This window comes from Spirosoma gilvum, assembly GCF_054776815.1.
The window spans coordinates 796,863-818,519 of sequence record NZ_BAAHBH010000002.1; the positions used below are offsets into that span (position 1 = coordinate 796,863).

Annotated in this window: 14 protein-coding genes; 10 read left to right on the forward strand and 4 right to left on the reverse strand. The window is 49.9% G+C overall.

Going from position 1 to position 21,657, the window contains the following annotated elements; genetic code table 11:
• Window positions 1-53: 53 nt before the first annotated feature.
• From ACYVFD_RS08080 to ACYVFD_RS08125, 10 genes are all read left to right on the forward strand, one after another.
• Window positions 54-2,843 carry a TonB-dependent receptor gene (locus ACYVFD_RS08080; protein WP_461089357.1) on the forward strand — a complete coding sequence of 930 codons (2,790 nt, stop codon included), beginning with the start codon at window positions 54-56 and terminating at the stop codon, window positions 2,841-2,843.
• Window positions 2,844-2,866: 23 nt separating this feature from the next.
• Window positions 2,867-4,102 carry an MFS transporter gene (locus ACYVFD_RS08085; protein ID WP_461089358.1) on the forward strand — a complete coding sequence of 412 codons (1,236 nt, stop codon included), beginning with the start codon at window positions 2,867-2,869 and terminating at the stop codon, window positions 4,100-4,102.
• Window positions 4,103-4,173: 71 nt separating this feature from the next.
• Window positions 4,174-4,728, forward strand: coding sequence for a carboxymuconolactone decarboxylase family protein (locus ACYVFD_RS08090; protein ID WP_461089359.1), 555 nt, complete (start codon window positions 4,174-4,176; stop codon window positions 4,726-4,728).
• 278 nt (window positions 4,729-5,006) lie between these two features.
• On the forward strand, window positions 5,007-6,410 hold the full coding sequence (locus ACYVFD_RS08095) for a vanadium-dependent haloperoxidase (protein WP_461089360.1): 1,404 nt from the start codon (window positions 5,007-5,009) through the stop codon (window positions 6,408-6,410).
• Between the two features lie 32 nt (window positions 6,411-6,442).
• Window positions 6,443-7,054 (forward strand): carboxymuconolactone decarboxylase family protein, encoded by a 612-nt coding sequence (locus ACYVFD_RS08100; RefSeq protein WP_461089362.1) that lies wholly within the window; start codon window positions 6,443-6,445, stop codon window positions 7,052-7,054.
• A gap of 210 nt (window positions 7,055-7,264) precedes the next feature.
• Window positions 7,265-9,478 (forward strand): TonB-dependent receptor family protein, encoded by a 2,214-nt coding sequence (locus tag ACYVFD_RS08105; protein WP_461089363.1) that lies wholly within the window; start codon window positions 7,265-7,267, stop codon window positions 9,476-9,478.
• Window positions 9,479-9,490: 12 nt separating this feature from the next.
• Window positions 9,491-10,702 (forward strand): DUF3179 domain-containing (seleno)protein, encoded by a 1,212-nt coding sequence (locus ACYVFD_RS08110; RefSeq protein ID WP_461089364.1) that lies wholly within the window; start codon window positions 9,491-9,493, stop codon window positions 10,700-10,702.
• Window positions 10,703-10,947: 245 nt separating this feature from the next.
• Window positions 10,948-11,862 carry a hypothetical protein gene (locus tag ACYVFD_RS08115; RefSeq protein ID WP_461089365.1) on the forward strand — a complete coding sequence of 305 codons (915 nt, stop codon included), beginning with the start codon at window positions 10,948-10,950 and terminating at the stop codon, window positions 11,860-11,862.
• Window positions 11,863-11,935: 73 nt separating this feature from the next.
• Window positions 11,936-13,444 (forward strand): phosphatase PAP2 family protein, encoded by a 1,509-nt coding sequence (locus ACYVFD_RS08120; RefSeq protein ID WP_461089366.1) that lies wholly within the window; start codon window positions 11,936-11,938, stop codon window positions 13,442-13,444.
• 160 nt (window positions 13,445-13,604) lie between these two features.
• On the forward strand, window positions 13,605-15,629 hold the full coding sequence (locus ACYVFD_RS08125; RefSeq protein ID WP_461089367.1) for an alpha-1,4-glucan--maltose-1-phosphate maltosyltransferase: 2,025 nt from the start codon (window positions 13,605-13,607) through the stop codon (window positions 15,627-15,629).
• Between the two features lie 110 nt (window positions 15,630-15,739).
• Here the strand turns inward: ACYVFD_RS08125 and ACYVFD_RS08130 are convergent, their stop codons facing one another.
• The 4 genes from ACYVFD_RS08130 to rny form a co-directional block, all read right to left on the reverse strand.
• Window positions 15,740-17,728, reverse strand: coding sequence for a M1 family aminopeptidase (locus ACYVFD_RS08130; RefSeq protein ID WP_461089368.1), 1,989 nt, complete (start codon window positions 17,726-17,728; stop codon window positions 15,740-15,742).
• A 79-nt stretch (window positions 17,729-17,807) separates the two neighbouring features.
• Window positions 17,808-18,461 (reverse strand): DUF4230 domain-containing protein, encoded by a 654-nt coding sequence (locus tag ACYVFD_RS08135; protein ID WP_461089369.1) that lies wholly within the window; start codon window positions 18,459-18,461, stop codon window positions 17,808-17,810.
• 242 nt (window positions 18,462-18,703) lie between these two features.
• On the reverse strand, window positions 18,704-19,357 hold the full coding sequence (locus ACYVFD_RS08140; protein WP_461089370.1) for a hypothetical protein: 654 nt from the start codon (window positions 19,355-19,357) through the stop codon (window positions 18,704-18,706).
• Window positions 19,358-19,953: 596 nt separating this feature from the next.
• The gene (rny, locus tag ACYVFD_RS08145) at window positions 19,954-21,561 is read right to left on the reverse strand and encodes a ribonuclease Y (RefSeq protein ID WP_461089372.1); all 1,608 of its coding nucleotides are present in this window, start codon (window positions 21,559-21,561) and stop codon (window positions 19,954-19,956) included.
• Window positions 21,562-21,657: the final 96 nt, after the last annotated feature.

The following is a 21,657-nucleotide window of genomic DNA, read 5'->3' on the forward strand; positions in this document are numbered from 1 at the left end:
CCACGCGTTTTTGGCCGGACAGGCTCTTTATGTACCTATTCGATTCCATTCAAATGACGATAAAGAAACTTATACCAATTCTGGTGATGGCCTTAGCCATATCGGTATCCGCACTGGCGCAGTCGCGTCAGGTGCGGGGTACGGTGCGGGACGCCGAATCAGGCCAAGCATTAGCAGGGGCCAGCGTGGTTATAAAAGGCCAACTGACGGGCGCTGTGGTCACTAGTGAAGGTAACTTCTCGTTAACGACAAACCAGCGAGGGCCGTTGACCTTACTCATTTCGATGGTTGGGCACGAGGCCCAGTCGGTGGTCGTATCCAACGACGCTCAGCCGGTAGCGGTTACGCTTCGGCAAGCCATAAATGCCTTGCAGGATGTGGTCGTGGCTGCCTCGCGGGTGGAAGAAAGCCTGTTGCGGGCGCCCGTAACGGTCGAGAAAATGGATGCTCGGGCCATTCGTGAAACGCCATCGGCTACGTTTTATGAAGGATTGAACAACCTCAAAGGGGTCGACATGGTAACCAGTGGATTGACGTATCGACAGATCAATACGCGTGGGTTTGCCAGCACCGGAAACAGTCGATTCCTGCAACTGATCGATGGTATCGACAATCAGCCCGCCGGTTTTGGCTTCTCGATGGGTAACTTATTCGGTCTGAGCGACCTGGATGCCGAAAGTGCCGAGTTGGTACCCGGTGCGGCTTCGGCTTTGTACGGTCCAGCGGCTTTCAACGGTGCTTTGCTGATGACCAGTAAAGATCCATTTCGGTATCAGGGATTGAGCGCCGAGGTTAAGATGGGCGTTAATCACCTGGGTGACGCCAACACGGGAGCGGCTCTGTATCAGGATTATGGCGTACGGTATGCCAAGGTTTTTGGCAATAAACTGGCTGTCAAACTAGTGGCTTCGTACATGAAAGGGTTGGACTGGTTTGCTACCGACTATACCGATGTCGATGCAACGACTTCGCCTGAAAAGCGTGGTCCCAGCAACCCAGCTTACAACGGGCTGAATGTATATGGCGACGAAATTAACCGAACCATTACGGGCATCGGTAAAGTGTCGCGGACGGGTTATCTGGAAAAAGACCTGACCGATTATAATGTCTATAGCCTGAAACTGAACGGGGCTGTACACTACCGGATTACCCCCAAGCTAGAGGCTATTTATTCCTACAATTACGCCAAAGGCACCAGCAATTATACAGGTAGCAACCGGTTCGCTGTGGACGGCTTTTCGTTGCTTCAGCATCGGATCGAACTGCGTGGTGCTAACTTTTTCGTACGCGGCTATACCAATCAGGAAGACTCACATGATTCGTATAACACCCGTTCGCTGGGACAACAAATTGACCGGACCTGGGTACGCGACCTAAATGGGAATGTGGTGGCTCCCAACGTAGCTGATCAAACCTGGTTCGACCGGTATACAGCAGCCTATCAGGGGAAAATACAGGGTGTAACAGCCAACGACAATACGACCGCCCGGCAATTTGCCGATCAGGGACGTTTGCTGCCCGGCACCGCCGAATATGAACAGCAGAAATCGCGATTGATTGGCGTACAGGGATTGGCTGGAGCTGGTATTTTGAGCCAGACAAATATGTACCATGCCGATGCGCAGTACAATTTCACATCGGCGCTGGCGTCGGCAGGGCTTACAGGAACTGAGTTGCTGGTTGGCGGTAACTTTCGGGAATACAGCTTATTTACGAACGGGACGCTATTTGACGATAAAGGCGGACGGATCAAATACAACGAATTTGGCACCTTTGCCCAGTTAAGCAAATCGTTGTTGGCCAATAAACTGAAGCTGACGGTATCGGGTCGGTACGATAAGAATCAGAACTTCGCTGGTTATTTTACTCCTCGGGCCTCGGCCGTGTTTTCGCCCAACGACCGGCATCATTTCCGGGCATCGTTTCAATCAGGTTATCGCAACCCAACCCCCAGCGATCAGTTCATCAAGCTTAATGTAGGACCCATTACCATTTTAGGCGGAGCACCGAGCAATAGCGCGGGTATGAACGTGTACGAAAACTCATTCAACTCGACTAGCATTGGTGGATTTGTCAATGGCTTTTTGGCCGATGTAAACAAGGTAGGGCCTCAGCAGGCAGTGATGAATAATAAAGACAAGCTGGTCAAATCCAATGTGCCCTACATCGCTCCTGAACGGGTGCAAAGCTTTGAGGTTGGCTATCGGGCGCTGCTTACGAGCCGACTCTCCTTCGACGCTAACTACTATTTTGGCGCCTATCGCAATTTTATTCTGAACACGGTGGTAATTCGGCCCAATAGCCCGGTACTGGGAAGCGATGGAACTATCAACCCGGCGGCTGCGCAGGATATTCTGAACTCGACGTATCAGGCTTTCCAGCTATACACCAATGCTCCCGACCGGGTTACGGCGCAAGGTGCTACACTGGGCGTAAACTATGCTACTGTTAGCGGCTATAACTTAACAGGCAATGGTACCTGGTCGGCTTTCAACCTGCAAAACGCCGATCCGAACAATATACCGGCTTTTAACACCCCCCGATTCAAAACAAACGTGACCATCGGTCACCGGAACATCGCCAAAAATCTAGGCTTTAACGTAGCCTGGCATTGGCAGGAAGCCTTCGACTGGGTGGGTTCGTTCAATGAACTGCGTCCGGGTCGAATTCAGGCCTATAACCTGATCGATGCGCAGGTGACGTTGAAACTGCCGACCTATAAAACCATGCTGAAAATTGGTGCGTCGAATCTGACCAACCAGTACATCGTGCAGGCGTATGGTTCACCGGCAGTAGGGGGCTTGTACTACGTGTCGCTTACGTTCGACCAGAATTATCGGTAACCCTAACTAATCAATCAACGCTCATGGAAACTAACACACTTTCAATCGACAAGGAGCCGCGTTTGGCATTGCCCTGGGGGAGTTTTGGACTCTGTATGGTTGCCTACCTGTTTGGGGGAACGGCCAGTACGCTGATGGCCACGTATTTGCCCATTGCTATTCCGAAATTGCTGGGTGAAAAAGCGTCGGCGGCTGAAATCGCCAATATGGGTGCCTGGGTCAGTGCTGCGTTTCTGTATGGCTGGATGATCGGTGGGTTTCTGTTTGGACCTTTGGCCGATCGGATCGGTCGGGTGCGGGCTCTGGTCCTGGCGACCGGCTTATGCGGTGGAGCGATGCTGGCCACGGCTGTTGTACCGGATGTGTATGTACTGATCGGCCTACGGGTGTTGACGGGTGCTGGCGTTGGCGGTATTTTACTGGTATCGACAGTCTATCTGTCCGAAGTATGGTCAGGGCCATCGCGCCCTGTTGTACTGGGTGTGTTGGCTACTGCGTTTCCGGTAGGTATTGTCGCAACGGGTGGTTTGGCGAGTGGTTTCGATAACTGGCGAATGGCGTTCAATGTGGGTCTGATTCCGCTTCTGGTCGCTATCCTGATCGGCTTGTCATTATCTGAATCAGCTAGTTGGCAGCAGGGGAAAAACAACTCTAAAAGCCAAAAACCTAATTTGTTTAGCCCCGATAATAAACCGAATGTGATCAGCGGTGCGCTCATTTTCGGCGCTGTGTTGATTGGTCTCTGGGGTATCTTCTCCTGGTTGCCTACCTGGGTACAATCGCTACTGCCTGCGGGGAAGAGCGGCCAAACCGAACGAGGTATCCTGATGATGCTCCTAGGCGTAGGGGGGATTTTAGGCGGTATTGCGTCAGGATTTCTTGTCCGTCAGATTGGCCCTCGCTACACCCTGATCTTCACGTTTGTAGGCTGTATTCTGGCCTGTGGGATTCTGTTTCTTACCAACAGATCGTTTTCGCCAATTATCTATAGTGAAGTAGCCCTACTGTCGCTGTTTCTGGGAATTAGCCAGGGTTCCTTATCGAGTTATGTGCCAACCCTGTTTGATGCGTCGATCCGGGCTACGGCTACCGGTTTCTGTTTTAATATCGGTCGTTTGTTTACGGCTACATCGGTGTTGTTTGTCGGAGCACTGACGACAGTTTTAGGAGGAATCGGTAATGCATTGGTCATTTTTTCGGCTGCTTTCCTGATTGCCTTACTTGCAGTTTATCTAAAGAGTGAAAGAGCGAATGAGTGAATGAGTGGCTAAAAGCTGATGCAAGCACTCATTCACTCATTCGCTCTTTCACTCTTTTACTCTTTATACCTATGCCACATATTACACTTCCTGACGGACTTCCTGGTATTCGAAGTCTGGCTGTTTACCGGCCCGAGACGGGGCAACCTCTTTATGAGCTGGCGCAGGCGCTGTTGCGATCCGGCTCACCAGATAGTGACCTGACCAGTGCCGAACGCGAGTTGATCGCTGCGTTTGTATCGAAGCAAAACCAGACGGCCTTTTGTATGAACAGCCATGCCGCTGCGTCCCGCTATCTCTATGGTGATCAGCGTGACCTGGTTGATGACGTGCTATCTGATCCAGCCCAGGCATCCATTTCGGCGAAACTGAAGGCCCTGTTGGCCATTGCCGATCATGTTCGGTCTGATGCCCGCACGGTGTCGAAAGAGCTGGTAGAAGGCGCTCGTGCAGAGGGTGCCACCGATGGCGACATTCACGATACCGTACTGATCGCTGCTTCCTTCTGCATGTATAATCGCTATGTCGATGGGCTTGCAACATTGACCCCAACTGATCCAGTAGCCTACGAAGCGATGGGCGAGCGCATGGGAACACTTGGTTATCAGGTACCCAAGACAACATAAAGGCTGACGACATCGTCAGCCTCAGAAACATTCATTTTAGGTTGGTCGTAGTCCCCGGTTGTTTTGCGGCTGGGGCACTATTTACACTGAGAACTACCGATGAATAGGCCATATCGATGCATTGCAACATGTTTTCGTACCTGCCTGAGTTTGCACGTAAGCGAATTCTTAAAAGCGAAAATCCTGTAATCCACTGAGTGCAACTAGTTGATTGACATATACTAACTAACCCATAGTGTAATAAAGGATAAGTGATTTCACTACACGACAATACAGCTATGGAGTTCACCAAAAATTTAAAGAAAGAGCGTACCATCACCTTCAAAGTAAAGCGCAGTATTCACTATGCACTGGTCATTGGTTTTTTATGGTTTGTAGCAGCCTGCCAGGTTGGGAAAGACAGCGTTGATCCGGTCGGAACAGCATCATCGACCGACGCATCAGTCGCATTGCAATGGATGGATTTGTTTTTAGAGATTGATCGCTATGCACCGGGCTATCGACCTCCTGTTGCAGCCAGGACATTAGGCTATATAGGGTTAGCCGCCTATGAAACGGTTGTGCCGGGCTCCGCAACGTATCAGTCGATAGCTCCTCAGCTAAAAGGCTTAACGGTTCCAAAGATTGAAGCTGGAAAATCGTATAGCTGGGATGCGGCCGTAAACGAAACCTACTATCTCATGATGAAAGGCTTCTTTCCGCAGATTGACGCTACCGATAAAGCCAGAATCGAAAGTTTATATAAAAAGCTGGCTGTAACCGCTGGGGCAACAGATGAACTGGAGCGGTCTAAACGCTTTGGACAGAATGTAGCAGCTGCCGTTCTAGCCTATGCAAAAACGGATGTTGCAGGCGATGAGGCTTACCTGCGCAATCAGCCTACCGATTATATACCACCAACGGGCGTCGGTAAATGGCAGCCCACCGCTCCTGACTTCAGCCGGGCGCTGTTGCCCTACTGGGGCAAGGTACGAACCTTTGTGGCCAGCGAAACCGATAAAATTGCTAAACCACCGCTCGACTATAGTACCAATATCAAATCGACGCTGTTCGCGCAGGGGCTGGAAATTTATACGGCAACCACTCCGCTAACAAAAGATGAGCAATGGATCGGTGAATTCTGGAGTGATGATATCTACAAGCTGACATTTGAACCCGCCGGTCGTTGGCTGGCGATTGCTCAGCAGGTGGTCCGTCAGGAAAAAGCACCGCTGGATAAGGCTGTTTATACATACGCCAAAGTAGGAATGGGACTAAGTGATGTGGGTATTGCCTGCTGGAACTCAAAATACATATATAACATTGAGCGCCCAATCACCTATATCCGGCGTACAATCGACCCTACCTGGCGTCCTCGTTTAAACAATCCTATTACGATTATGGAAGGGATTACGCCCCCCTTTCCAGCTTATCCATCCGGCCATTCGTGCTTTGGGGCGGTAGCGGCTGAGGTATTAACGAATATTTACGGGGCATCCTACGCAATGACCGATCACTGCCACGAAGGACGAACGGAATTCCTTGGTGCGCCCCGAAGCTTTAACAACTTCTACGAGATGGCTCAGGAAAATGCCTATTCACGGGTTTTGCTGGGCGTTCATTACCGTATGGATTGTGAAGAAGGCTTGCGCATGGGCTATGCCATCGGCCGGAAAGTAAACCAGTTAAACTGGCAAAAGTAAAACCCAAACTAGCATCACAAACCCGTAAAATTATGCCACATATTCAATTGCCCGAAGGGTTACCCGGCATTCGAGGCCCAATGGCGTTTAGCCCCCAAACGGCCGATCCACTCAATGCATTGGTCAATGTCCTGTTGCGCGATAATGCCAGTCGCCCGGATTCTGGCCTTAGCGAGGGCGAACGCGAGCTGATTGCCACTTATGTCTCGTCGCTGAACGATTGCTTTTTTTGTCAGACCATCCACGGCGCGGTAGCGAGTTATCACCTCGGCGACGACGACTGGAGTTTGGTTCAATCGGTTAAATGCAATCCTGATCAGGCGGCTATCAGTCCTAAGCTGAAAGCCTTACTGGCCGTAGCAGGTGCTGTGCAGCAGAGTGGAAAGGCTGTAACGCCCGAACTTATTGCGGCAGCCCGCGCTGAAGGAGCTACCGATCTGGATATTCATGATACGGTGCTAATTGCTGCGGCTTTCTGCATGTTCAATCGCTATGTGGATGGACTGGCAACTGAAGCGCCCAACAAGCCTGATCTGTATCGCTACCGGGCTTCCCGGATTGCTGCGGATGGGTATGCTTCACAAGATGCCTATATGCCACCTGGCGAATCGGCTTCGGTAACAGCAGTGGAGCAAACGAGTTAATGTGGCTGGATAGTAGTTAGTTACGTTCGGAATCCGCGTACCGATCTGATCATCTATCAGATGCATGCGAAATCGCAATACGACTTGTTGGTGAAAGATATATTGTAGATATAGACTACGTATAAGTAAAGTCTAAAACGTCTTAAGGGTTAACAGATTGTATCCATGCCATTGAGTATAGCCTGTCTGAACCCTCTTAACTGCTCATTCGTGAAACAACTTGACAATATGCATAAATGGCTAGTTATCATTCTTGGTACAGCTAGCCTATTTAATTATGTTTCCGCTTCAGTTGCCTTAGGACAATCAGGAGTGGATTCCCTTCGGAGTCATACACTCGATACCGTTCGGGTACTCGGCCATCGGTCGGGAACGGTACAACCACTGCCCGATGTGCATGGAACGTACCTGATGGCGGGCCGGCGTAGCGAAGTGATTCGACTCTTGGAAATTGATGCCGACATTGCGCAGAAGAACCCGCGTCAGTTAATGGCTAAAGTACCGGGATTATTCGTCTATGATATGGATGGTACCGGCAATCAAACCAATGTGGCTACGCGTGGCCTTGATCCGCACCGATCGTGGGAGATGAACCTGCGGCAGAATGGCATCATGACGAACTCCGATATGTATGGGTATCCGGCCAGCCATTATTCGCCCCCGACGGAGAGCATCGAACGGATTGAGCTAGTGCGGGGAACCGCTTCGCTTCAATATGGCGCACAGTTTGGTGGTATGCTCAACTACGTGACCAAGCAGGGGGATACAACCCGGCGATTTGGCTTTGAGTCGATCAATTCGGCTGGTTCGTTCGGTACGCGTAGTACGTATAATGCCATTGGTGGCCGTGTGGGGCGGCTAACATATTATGCCTATGCCTACTGGCGACATTCGGATGGATACCGTCAAAGCAGCCAGTCGAATGCACAGGCACAATTTGCCCGGTTGCAGTTTCAGGCCAGTTCGCGCCTTCGATTAACCGCTGAACTGGGGCACTCCCGCTATCTCTACAATATTCCAGGCCCGTTGACCGATTCCATGTTTCGGGCTGATCCCCGACAGGCAACGCGAACCCGAAATTATTTCAATCCTGATATTTGGGTGCCTTCGGTTCGGGCCGACTGGCAGATTAGCCGCCAGACCCGTCTGCAATGGGTAACGTCGGCTGTGTTGGGTGATCGAAATAGTGTACAGATCGATGCATTTGCCACCGTTACGGATCTGCCCGATCCGGCGACTGGCCAGTACCGGCAACGCCAGGTTGATATTGACAACTTCAATAGCTACACCAGCGAAGCCCGGTTACTGCATCAGTTTCAGGTAGGAGGAATTCAGGCTACGGCGGTTGGTGGTGTTCAACTGATGCATAACGACTTGCACCGGCGTCAACTGGGAAAAGGCACAACAGCATCGGATTTTGATCTGACCCTGACGGCTCCTTTTGGTCGTGATTTATGGCATCGGACCCGTAATATGGCCTATTTTGTGGAAGGTCAGTTTCGGCTCAATTCACGTCTGACTCTGTCGCCGGGGATTCGGATAGAGGATGGACAGACCGACATAAGTGGTACCATTAGCTATTACAATCCGGGCGATGTGCCAAATACCATTGCGCATCGGTTTGCCTTGCTGGGAATCAGTGGTGAATATTGGCTGAATAATCATACAAGGCTTTATGGCGGTTGGTCGCAGGCATACCGCCCTGTTGTTTTCAAAGATATAATCCCGGCTTCGGTGTATGAACGGGTCGATAAAAATCTGAAAGACGCTACCGGTTATAATGCTGAAATTGGTATAGAAGTTAGCTGGAGCAACGCCCATTTGAATCTGACGCTCTTCGATCTGCTCTACCGGAATCGACTCGGTATGCTGGCATTGACCGACAACAATGGAACAGCTTATACGTTTCGAACCACTATTGGCGATAGCCGGAGCCAGGGAGCCGAAGTATTGCTGGAAGGGCAATTGGCTCGATTTAATCGGTTAACTGTCAGTGGGTTTACGTCAACAGCGCTTCTGGATGCCCGTTATATCAATGCCCGTGTTTCGACGGGTGCCGACAATGTGAGTGTCAATGGCAACCGGGTCGAATCAGCTCCGAGGATAACGACACGCAATGGCCTGACGCTTCGGTATCGTACGGCCAGCTTTACCGCTCAATACAGTTATGTGGGCATGACCTATTCGGATGCGCTCAATACCCCAATACCATCGGCCAACGGTGCCAAAGGTCCCGTGCCAGCGTATGGGTTACTCGATCTGAACGCTACCTGGCGTATTGGTCATCAGTTAACCCTGCGGGGCAGTTTAAACAACGTGACTAATCGACAATATTTTACCAAACGACCAACGTTTTATCCGGGGCCGGGCGTATGGTCGTCGGATGGACGGAATGCCATGCTTTCGATCGGTTTTCGACTCTAGCGTAATTTAATCATGAAATATTTTATCTGGTTCATAGCCAGCTTGCTACTATTAATTCTACTCGAAGCGGCCAGCGTTTATTTCATCATGCCGTTTCCGGGTAGTCAGTTAGGTTTGGCCGAGGGCGAAACATCGCTGGGCCGTGTAGAGATGGGGTACTGGCTGCATCAGCACATAGGCTGGTTACGAGTGCTTGGCTTGTTACTACTGGCTTATCCGGCTTATCAATTGCTTATTCGCCCCCGTAAAGTATGGCAACGATACATCGCGCTGGTTTTAGTACTGGGCTATGGTGGTGTGCTGTATGTGATTAATCAGCAGATGATGGCCGATCACATGTTTCTACAGCCGACCGTGAAGCGAGTTGTGCCGATGAGCGAGAACAAGATACCGCTCGATAAACTGGTGTTGGGCTATACGGCACTCGGTCAGGCAACCGCTTATCCGATCCAACTGATTGGGTATCATCATCAGGTGCGTGATACGGTCGGGGGACAACCCATCATGGTGACCTATTGTACCGTCTGCCGGACCGGGCGTGTGTTTAGTCCGTTGGTGCGTGGAGAGGCCGCTGAGTTTCGATTGGTGGGCATGGATCATTTCAACGCGATGTTTGAGGATAGCCGTACGGGAACGTGGTGGCGACAGGCCACGGGCGAAGCCGTAGTGGGCCCCTTGCGAGGTAAAGCGTTGATGCCGCTGTCTTCCCGACAGATGACCCTGCGTGAATGGGCGCATGAGTACCCCAATACGCACGTTCTGCAAGCCGACCCGGCTTTTGCCGATGAATTTAAAAGCATGCGCACCTACGATAAAGGGCTATCGAAAGGAAAACTCACCCGACGGGATTCGGCTTCCTGGCATCCGAAATCATGGGTGATTGGGGTCGAACACGCTGGTCTTTCGAAGGCCTACGATTGGAACCAGCTACAGAACAGCCGGATGGTCAATGATGTAGTCGGTGGAGAGCCCATACTGTTAGCGATGTCGCCTGACAGTGCATCGTTTGGCGCATGGAGCCGTCGGATGGGTGTTCAGACGCTTACCTTTCACTACGCAAATCGCCAATTGACAGATCAGGAAACAAAATCGGTCTGGACCTGGCGAGGACACTGTACGGCTGGACCCCTGAAAGGCCGTCGGTTGGCTGCCATGCCAAAAGCTTATCAGGAGTTCTGGCATAGCTGGCGGTCGTTCCATCCCGAAACACAGCAGTATAACTAGATTTTTAATCGCAAAGGTCGCTGAGGGCTACGCAAGGATCGCAGAGGAACGTCTTTTGTGCTCTTTCCGTAGCCCTTAGCTTTAGACTCGCTCAATAGAATCTAGCTCCTGCTGGCAATAGGTTTCGTAAGCCGACGTTTTCCGGGTGTAGGCAATAGGTAGTTTTAAAGACCGTTGGCACAGAATTGGCCAACAGATAACTGAGGAGTTAGGTCAAAGACTACCTTTGCCGTACAACGTAGCCTATGCGATTTTTATCTCTTGCCATTCTAACAACACTTTTCATTACCTCTCAGGCGCAGGCCCAATGGATTATCGACGGGTTTATGCGGGGACAGCGAAAAGCCAGCCTGGCGATTATCGGCTCTCAGGAGAGTTACGATACCTATTTTATCAATAAAACCGAAACGAAAAACCCGAATCTGGGTACGGTTACGACGCAGGCATTGACCGCCGTCGGTACCTATGGGCTTGGGTATGATCTCGATCTGATCGTTGCGGCACCGTATATCCGTACAGAATCCAGTGCGGGTTATTTTCCAAAGCAGGAAGGGTTTCAGGATGTATCGGCCACACTTCGATGGGAAGCCTATGATTACAAACTGGGTAAAGCGCTTAAGCTGTCATGGCTGTTTGCGGTAGGCTATTCCATGCCTATTCAGAATTACGTGAACGATGCGATGGTCGCCATCGGGCGCGGTTCTAAAAACTGGGATGGCCGTACGATGCTGCACCTGAAAGGGAAGTCGTTTTTCCTGACGGGGCAGTTCGGCTATATCCGTCGCGGGCAGGTTACGCTCGATCATGTCGTAAACTATTATGACCCCAGCCAGCTCAATCCCAATAGTGGCTCGAAAGTGAATGTGCCCGACGTTACCGAAATTATTGTGCGGGGCGGGTATGTGAATAAATGGATCAATCTGGATGTCTGGGGGCAGCAGCAAACACCTTACACAAAGGGGACAGACATCGGACCAGGTATTCCATTTCCAACCAATGCCGTAGGCTTTACACGCTTAGGAACTACGGTCTATTTGCGTTTAGCGAAGCAGTTTGGGCTGACGGCTGGCTATAATACTATCATTGATGGACGCAACGTCGGCAAGAGTACCCAAGTCAACGGAGGAATCGTAATCGGTCACTGGACCGCCAATAACTAGTAACGCTGAGATATAGTCCTCATGGTTTTATTTATAACTATGCGGACTAGAAGTCCGCGTTACAACAACTACTATGAAACCATTTTTTGTATCGATTACTCTGAGCGTATTGCTGGTGTGGGTAGCGGGTTGTTCGGAGCCTGTTATCGACGAAGGTGTCCAGCCGTTTATCGTGCCAACGTCGACGGATGCGGACGGCGGTAGCTGGCGAACCGTTGTTCTGAAATCGGTAACGGATATTAGCGTACCACAACCGCTGGCAACTACATCGGCTGCTTATCAGCAGGAATTGACCGACGTGAAAAATGGCGTACTCGCGGCAACACCTGAACAGAATACAGCCGTTAATTATTGGGCCTATGGGGCCGTTCTCCGCTGGAATCAGATTGCCCGGCAGTTGGTCGCTAAATACAACGTTGCCCCCGGCTATGATTACGCTACCGGGCAGACAACACCAGCTGAATCGGCTAATGCGTATGCAGGGCTTCCGTATGCCGCTCGCGTGTATGCCTTGCTGAGTGTGGCGCAATATGATGCCCTGGTCGTAGCCTGGCGGGCTAAGTTTCAGTATAATCGGCCATCGCTGGAGCAGCAGGGCGTGGTGTCTCGGGCACCGGTGCTCGATGTGCCTTCGTATCCATCCGAAGATGCTGCCGTGGCCGAGGTGTCCTGTCAGCTATTGGCCTATCTATTTCCTTCCGAAATAGCGTGGCTGAAGGCAAAAGCTACAGAACATAAGCAAAGTCGTATCTGGGCGGGAGCCAGCGTACCGAGTGATGTGAAAGCGGGTGAAGATCTGGCTGCGGCTTTAGCGGCTAAAGTCATCGATCGGGCCAAAGCAGATCGTTTTACGGCTGCCACCGATCCGGGTAATACCTGGCAAACTGCCTTAGCCAAAGCGCCGTATGATCAGAAATGGACGAGCCTTGAAATTCCGGCTCGGTCGCCAATTTTGCCACTGGCCGGTAAAGTGAAGACCTGGTATGATTCGACCGCAATTGCCAAAGCGGTAGTAGCAACCCCACCCGCTACTACGTCAACCGAGTTTCAGAAAGCGTTGAGTGAAGTACGAGACATGGCATCAACCCGCACGCGTGAGCAGTCCCGCATTGCCAGTTACTGGGATAATGGGCCGAACACCTATTCACTGTCGGGCTTATGGAATCTATTGACGGAAGATTTTATCCGGGAAAATGGCCAGAACGAACTGCGGGCAGCCCGGACGTATTCGTTGCTGAATCGGGCCATGCACGATGCTATAACGGCCAGTTGGCGGACACAATACACCTATTTTGTACCCCGGCCCTCGCAGATCGACCCGACCATTAAAACCGCTACGGTCATTCCGAATACGCCGAGCTATGTATCGGATCGGGCAGCAGTGGCTAGTGCATCCGCTACACTGTTAAGCTTTTTGTTTCCGAGCGATGCCACCAAACTAACGGCACTGGCTACCGAAGCTTCACTGTCGGGTTTGTATGCCGGTACACACTATCGATTCGATACCGACGAGGGAGCTAAACTGGGGACTACTATTGGGCAGTTGGCCGTTGCTGCGGCTAAAGCTGACGGGGCTAAATAAGGCTTATTCCTGAAAAAGCCCCCTTCATGGAAGGCTGCGGTACTTGAGTACTAGAAAAAATTGATAACTTTCGTTTGCAATGGAGAGCCGGGTTTGATAATCCGGCTTCTTTGTACCATTGCCGTATGAATTGCGAGTTCCCCATCAAACGTATGATTGCATGAATTTTTCGGAAAACCTCACTGGTCAGTCGCGCGTCGTTATTGAGCATGTATCTCCCGAACTGGATGGCGGGCTGTATCCAGCCAAAGCTGTAACCGGCGATGTGATTGCCATTGAAGCCGACATCTTCGCCGACGGACATGATTACCTGACGGCTGTTCTTCTCTACAAACACGTTGAGGATACTAACTGGACTGAAATGGCGATGACCTTGATTGTCAATGATCGTTGGGGGGCATCGTTCGTAGTCGAAAAGCAGGGACGGTATGTTTACACGATTGAAGCCTGGGTCGACCATCCTGGGTCATGGCAACATGAAGTACATCTGAAGGTGGCTGATGGGCAGCTTATCACCAGTGAATTGTTGGCTGGAGCACAGTATTTGGATGGCATGTTCGTTCGAGCGGGCGGAAAGGAGGAAAGGAAAAAGGGCGGAAAGGGTAAAGGAGCAAAAGCTAAAACGGAATCGGTAGACGAAAGCGTCGATGCGAAGGCAATTCGTGAACTGGCCGCCCTGTTTCGGGATGAAAGCCGCTACGATGAAGCTGTATCCATTGCCGAAAGCGACCAGTTCACGTTCTATGCGAACCGCTACCCTGAACGACAGCATGTGGCCCGATATATACATGAACTGAGTATTGAAGTAGATCGACCTCGTGCCGAGTTCAGTACCTGGTACTGTTTGTTTCCTCGTTCGGCTGCGCGGGAAGAGGGTAAGCATGGTACTTTCAAAGATGTAGAGGCCTTGTTACCACGTATTTCGGGTATGGGCTTCGATGTACTCTATCTGCCACCAATTCACCCAATCGGTACTGCCCATCGGAAAGGGAAAAACAATTCGGTCACCTGCCAACCCGGCGACCCAGGAGTACCCTATGGGATTGGCTCGTTGGAGGGAGGGCACGATGCCATTCACTCCGAACTTGGTACTGTAGAGGATTTTAAACACCTGATCAGTATTGCTGCCAATTATGGGATGGAGGTGGCTATGGACCTGGCCATTCAGTGTTCGCCCGATCACCCCTGGGCCAAAGATCATCCCGAATGGTTTAAAAAACGGCCTGATGGTACCATACAGTACGCCGAAAATCCACCCAAAAAGTATCAGGATATTTATCCGATCTACTTCGAAACCGACGACTGGCAGAATTTATGGGAAGAACTGAAGCGAGTCCTGCTGGTATGGGCATCGTGGGGAGTGCGTATCATTCGGGTCGATAATCCACATACCAAACCGTTTGGTTTCTGGGAGTGGATCATTGCTGAGGTCAAGAAGGAATTCCCGGATATGCTGTTCCTGGCCGAAGCGTTTACGCGCCCAAAGGTGATGCAGGAATTGGGCAAACGGGGCTTTGCGCAGTCATACACCTACTATACCTGGCGCAATACGAAGTACGAACTGGAGCAGTATATGACAGAACTGACCCAGACCGACATGAAATATTACTACCGTCCGAATTTCTGGCCAACGACGCACGATATTAATCCCGCTATCTTGCATGAAGGGCATGAGCCACAATTCCTGATCCGGTATTTTCTGGCGGCCACACTGGTTAGTAATTACGGAGTCTACGGCCCATCGTTCGAACTGATGGAGCATATTCCCTTCCCCAAAAAGGAAGAATACCTTAACTCCGAAAAATACGAAATCCGACTGTGGGACTGGGAGAAGACCAATAAGCTGACGTATCTGATTACGATCGTTAACCGCATTCGTCGTGAGAATGTAGCCTTGCAGATGACCAATAACATTCAGTTCTGTTCGGTCAACGACGATGCAATTATGGCTTACCTGAAAGTCAAAGGAGACAACCGACTGTTGATCGTGGTCAATACCGATGCTTACAATCGTCGGGCGGGTATTGTACAGGTCCCAATCTGGCAGTTAGGAATCGATTCTGATCAGGATTATCAGGTCCATGATTTACTTACAGGAGCTTACTATACCTGGCATGGCGAGTATAACTATGTTGAACTGGACCCCTATAGCCTTCCAATGCATCTGTTCCGTATTGAGGTGTGAATAACCTCACCTCACCCCCTGCCCCCTCTCCTACAACAGGAGAGGGGAAAGAAAGTGGTCTTTGCATCCCCTCTCCTGTTGTAGGAGAGGGGGCAGGGGGTGAGGTTACTTTATCGCACCAGCACTACCCGGCTCTGAAGCCCGCTTGGGGTTTCAACGGTAACGGTATAACGTCCACTGGCCAGACCACGTAGGCTGAAGTTTCGACTGTAATTACCTGGAGAGAGGTTTGCCTCCTGCATGGCTCGTACCCGTTGCCCTAGCAGGTTAGTGAGGGAAAGGGTAGCCGGGCCAGAAGCTGGCTGGGTGAAATCGACGGTAAGGTTTTCAGCAGTTGGGTTCGGGTAAATTCGCAAACCGATGCCGTTGGGTTCTGTGATGCCCGTGACAACCGTCGCTGTGACTATGGTAGAGGTGAGCGTTTTCAGAATCCAGTTGTTGGGGTCGATCACTACATTAGTGACTTTCCCACGCGCAGGAAGCGTAAAGGTCTGATCGGCCTGGTCATTATAAACGGTTACGGTCGTATCTCCTGCTGCCGACTGTACTTTCATCTGAATGGGCATCGTAAATGAACCAGGACTGGTTGCTAACGCATTCGTTTGAGTAAGCTGAACAGTTGCCGTTGTTCCACCCGTAGTGATTGTCGCTTTATAAGCCGGGTAGCCTGCACCGTATATCCACTGACTGAAAAAATAGTTTAGGTTTTTCTCTGAAACCTGTTGCGCAATCGCCTGAAAATCCTCGGTTACTGCATTTTTATAAGCTACCAGCGGACTGGCTACATAGGTGCGTAAAATGCGATAAAAAGTGCTGTCGCCAACTACACCCCGAAGCATATGCAGCACCGTAGCCCCTTTCGCATAGGTTCGGTTGCTGTTAAATATATTGTTGAAATTGCTAATGTCCTGCACATAAATACTGCCTTGCGCAAGACGGGCGCTGGTCATGAAATTGTTTATATAAGACTGATAGCCCGATTGCCCACTCGCCGATTCTGTATAAACTGCTTCTCCATACGAAGCAAAACCTTCGTTGAGCCAGATATTCTGCCAGTCGCGACAGGTAATTTTATCGCCAAACCATTGGTGAGCCAGCTCATGCGCAATCGTAGTTGGGGTAAGCGCCCGTAGCTCCATCGATGTAATCGTCTGGTGTTCCATGCCGCCGTTGCCGTAGGCAAATTGAGCATGGCCGTATTTTTCCCGAAGGAATGGATATTCACCAAAACGGTTGGTAAAGAGTTGAATCATTCCGGGAGTGAGTGCGAGATTTGATTGAACCTGAGCCAGATTCTCAGGGTAGATATAATGCGTAACGGTCATGGTCTGATTACGATTCGAATACGGCGTGTCGTACTGTGCATAATTCGATACCGCAATCGAGATCAGATATTGAGCAATTGGATAGCTATTTTTCCACAGATAGGTTTTTGTGCCGTCATTATTCGTCGTTGTACTGATCAGCTTGCCATTCGAAACCGATACCATTTGTGCAGGAGCGGTAATCCGTACTGACGATGAATCAGCCTTATCTGCCGGAGTATCGCGGCAGGGAAACCAGTCCGATGCGCCATAAGGTTCGCTCAGACTCCAGATAACCGGGTCGTTAGTCGATTCATGTTTACCGAAGGCAAAGCTGCCGTTGACCCCGCTGTCCGGTACGCCATGATAATAAATAGCTAGCGTTAGAGCCTGGCCATTCGCTAATGGTTGAGTAGGTGTAATGGTCAGCTTGTTCTGAGCGTGCAGAAAGGTTAACTTTTGCGAACCAGCTTTAACTGAATCGACTTTTAGTCCCGTAGTGGACGTAGTGGTTGAATTCAGATCCAGAAAAAAGCTGGGTAGGCCAGGGACCGTACTTTTAAGCGTTACTATCGTAGCAGCCGTCATGCTGGCAGGCGAGGTAGTAAACCGAAGGTCAAGGCCATAATAGGTGATGTCGATAGAGGCATCGCCCGGATAGGCCATTCGCGCTTTTGGATTACTGGCTAACTGCCCGAAGTAACGGACTTTATTGATCCGGCAGAACTGCCCACCATCATCAATCTGGGCGTAGGTAAGGAGTGGGAAGAGAAGCAGAAAGTACAGATTTTTCATAGAACAAAGGTCGTCATGAATTAATATCAAAACGGATAATATGTTGAGATCTGCTTAGTTCCGGCCGTTTTTTTCTGCCTTACTGATGGCCATTCAGGAGTTTGGGGGCTTGTGTGTTAATTTCAGTCTTTGCTTTCAGGGCATCAAGTTCCCGTTGTTCGGCCTCCGGCAGTTGTAGATGCCAGCCCATCGAACTGGCCAACTGATACATCATGTACTGAATCTGGTTGTTGGCAATTTTAGGCAGGTCGCTTTGCATGGCCCGTTCGTTCATGGCCTTTTTGGCTTCTTCCAGAATCTGGGTGTAATCGGCCCCGCTGAAGTGGTTCAGTATGCCTGCCTGTATGTCATAAAACTTATAATCAGTATCGATCGAGAGTACTTCGGGTTCCGGAAACGATTCAATCACCAGCTTTTTCTCGCCGTCGGCCGGAGCCCGAAACCGGACTTTGGCAAAGTCGAACCCGACCAATACCTTCGATTTGGCGATGACCATCGCCTTTTTGGGGTCATTAAGCAGATATAGAATCTTTTTCTGATCCTGATAATTGTAAATCTCCGAAAAGTACCCTTCAGCCATGACAACCTTGAAGACTTTCTCAATGCGTTCGAGCAGCAGAACCGAATCGCGCTGAACATTGGTCAGGCCAGTACGTTTTCGAAGGGTGTTCGCTAATGCCACACCTCCGCCCGCACCCAGCAATACAAATAAAACGGCAGTAAAGAAATCCATAGTAGGTTAAATGTACAGACTTTATGATAAGATGTCAGCCAATCTGTAAGAATTGATCATTGACTATAGTTGCGAGTTTTCGATAGCCTAACGTATAGACCTACAAAGTGGCAAAAGTAACGGATTTCTCATCGCCTGAACGGCTGGACGTCGTTTCTAAAAAGAACTGCCTTGTTCAGAGACACGTCTACTGAACAAGGCAGTTGAGATTAGGGATCAGCGCTGGCTATCTTTTTGTTGTCTTAACGCAGATTGCCACCATCTGTCTGATCGGTAATGAAATAACTTGACGATGAAGGCTCCTGCGTGATCTTTTTCGCGATCAGCGCATTGTACTTACAGATTAAGACCATTCGATTGATCAGCCTAGCTATTTCGTTTCTGGGGCTTTTTATATAATTCTTCAATTCGTCCTTGTAAGGAGACATCAGTTGTGTCCAACGTTGGTTGTAGAACTCGTTTAGGCCAAGCCATTCGTTACCCGTGTGGATAACATACACAAAGGCATTGGTACTTTTCATCAGCTTACCATCCATGTCAAAGTTGGCCGCGTTGCCGGGGCTATGGGTAATCCGTAAGCTTCGATACACCATAAGCGTGCCCGATGCTATTTCTTCCAGAAACTGAGGTCGCCCGTGCTGGAGTAGATAACAATCGTTGATTGCCACAAACTTGCGGAGGTTATTGAGCTGGTTATCGAAGTAAGTGAAGTTGCTGACCTGGTCGATAGAAAACGCTTTAACCTTATCCTCCTGGCGGTACTGGACAATATCGGCTTTCCAGTTGAAATTAAGCTCTCCCTGAAGCTCAACACCACTACGTAAGGTGAGTTTACCCGGATTCCAGTTTATGGCATACGCAGCCCAGGCATGGCTGATTAAACCTATGAATAACATGACTAGTAGCCCCTTTTTCATTATTGCAATTTATCTATTGAGTAAAATTCTGGCCTGATGAATGGACCTTTTCCCTGGTCTGGATGCATCGGATAAGCCTTGTCTGTTAAAAGGATTTAACGACAGAATTTAACCGGAAAAAGAGGGCTAAGTTTGAAAATAATTGAATTATTAAGTTAAAAAATTGAATATATCTATGTAGAAAAGTTATAGATTATGCTGTTTGGTTACGGATATTCCTATTAAAAAATGGCAAATCGTTCAAGTGAAAAGTGAACCGTTTTATAGAATCACGTTTTTGCCGAATTCTCTTTGCTAACGGTTACTACCCAAAAATTTAGTGAATGGCTGACGCGCTGCACCAGATTTTGGAGCATTCAGGTGTTCATCCGCGATTGCATAACGAAAGAGAGGAGAGTGCGTTTTAAACTGTGGCACGGCTGATACTAACGTCTGCTTATCAACTATGGAATCAGCCGTGCCACAGTTCGGCGAACAGTCTCCGTAAGAGAGGAGAGGGAATAAGTATAAAAAACGAATGCCGGATTAGAGTTTGTTTCTCTTATCCGGCATTCGTTTGAAAAAAGACTTTAGAATTACTTCGCGTAAGCAACTGCGCGCATTTCCCGGATGACCGTCACCTTGATCTGACCGGGGTATTGCATTTCTTTCTCGATCTTCTGTGAGATTTCGTACGACAATACGCCAGCTCGCTCGTCGGAAACATGATCAGCATCGACCATGATTCGAAGTTCACGACCGGCTTGGATCGCGTAACATTTCGTAACGCCGGGGAAGTTTCCAGCCAATTCTTCCAGCTCTTTAAGCCGTTTGATGTACGACTCCATCATTTCACGTCGGGCACCGGGCCGTGAGCCTGATACCGCATCGCAGACCTGAACGATCGGTGAAATCATACTGGTCATCTCAATCTCATCGTGGTGCGCACCAATAGCGTTGATGACTTCGGGGTTTTCCTTGTATTTTTTCGCCAGCTCCATGCCCAGAATCGCGTGGGGGAGTTCGGCTTCTTCGGGCCACACCTTGCCAATGTCGTGAAGCAGACCAGCCCGTTTAGCCAGTTTGGCATTCAGCCCTAATTCGGCAGCCATAGTCGCACAAAGCTTGGCAACTTCCCGCGAGTGTTGAAGCAGATTCTGTCCATAACTCGACCGGAAACGCATCCGACCTACCATTTTGATCAGTTCGGGATGCAACCCATGAATGCCAAGGTCAATGACCGTTCGCTCGCCAATTTCGACGATCTCGTCTTCAATGTTCTTGCGGGTTTTAGCCACGATTTCTTCAATACGTGCCGGGTGAATTCGACCATCCTGAACGAGCCGGTGCAGGGACAGCCGGGCAATTTCGCGACGGACAGGATCAAACCCGGAAATGATGATGGCTTCGGGAGTGTCGTCGACAATGATTTCAACGCCGGTAGCGGCTTCCAGGGCGCGTATGTTGCGCCCTTCACGCCCAATCACTTTGCCTTTCACATCGTCGGATTCGATGTTGAAAACGGATACACAGTTTTCAATGGCGTGTTCGGTAGCGGTCCGTTGAATAGTTTCGATAACTACCTTTTTAGCCTCTTTGGTAGCCGTCAGTTTGGCTTCTTCGATGATGCTTTTGATGTAGGACGAGGCTCGGGATTCAGCTTCAGCTTTCAGGGTTTCGATCAGTTGGTCGCGAGCCTGATCGGCCGAAAGGCCTGCGATTTTTTCGAGTTGCGCAACCTGATCGGCCAGCATCCGGTCGGCTTCCTGCTGGCGCCGATCCACGTCTTCCCGCCGTTTGTTGAGCGCTTCTATTTGCTGAGAGAGACTATTCTTTTGTTGATTGATCTCGTTCCGCTGCTGATTTAATTCGGATTCGCGCGAACGCTGCTGATCGGCCTGTTGTGCTAATTGCTGTTCGCGCTGCTTGAGTTTGTTCTCGTTTTGAAGAAGGATATTCCGTTTTTGATTGGTGTTTTCTTCGAACTCTGATTTCAGTTTGAGGTATTTCTCCTTAGCCTCCAGCATCCGATCTTTCTTAATCGTTTCGGCCTGTAACTCTGCGTTTTTTAAAATCGTTGCTGCCTGCTCTTCCGCTTCTTTTTCGTGTTTTGCACGAACGCTCGCCATCATTTGACGGCCAATTACTATACCAATGCCGCCCCCAACCAGGAGGGCTGCCAGAATTGTTAACCAAGTGTCCATTGGACTATATCGTTAGGGTTGAACAAAAAACCATCAACCTGCTTCGATACGAGTGCTCTGAACGCGAACTCGAAAAATTATATTGGGCGGGTAAGC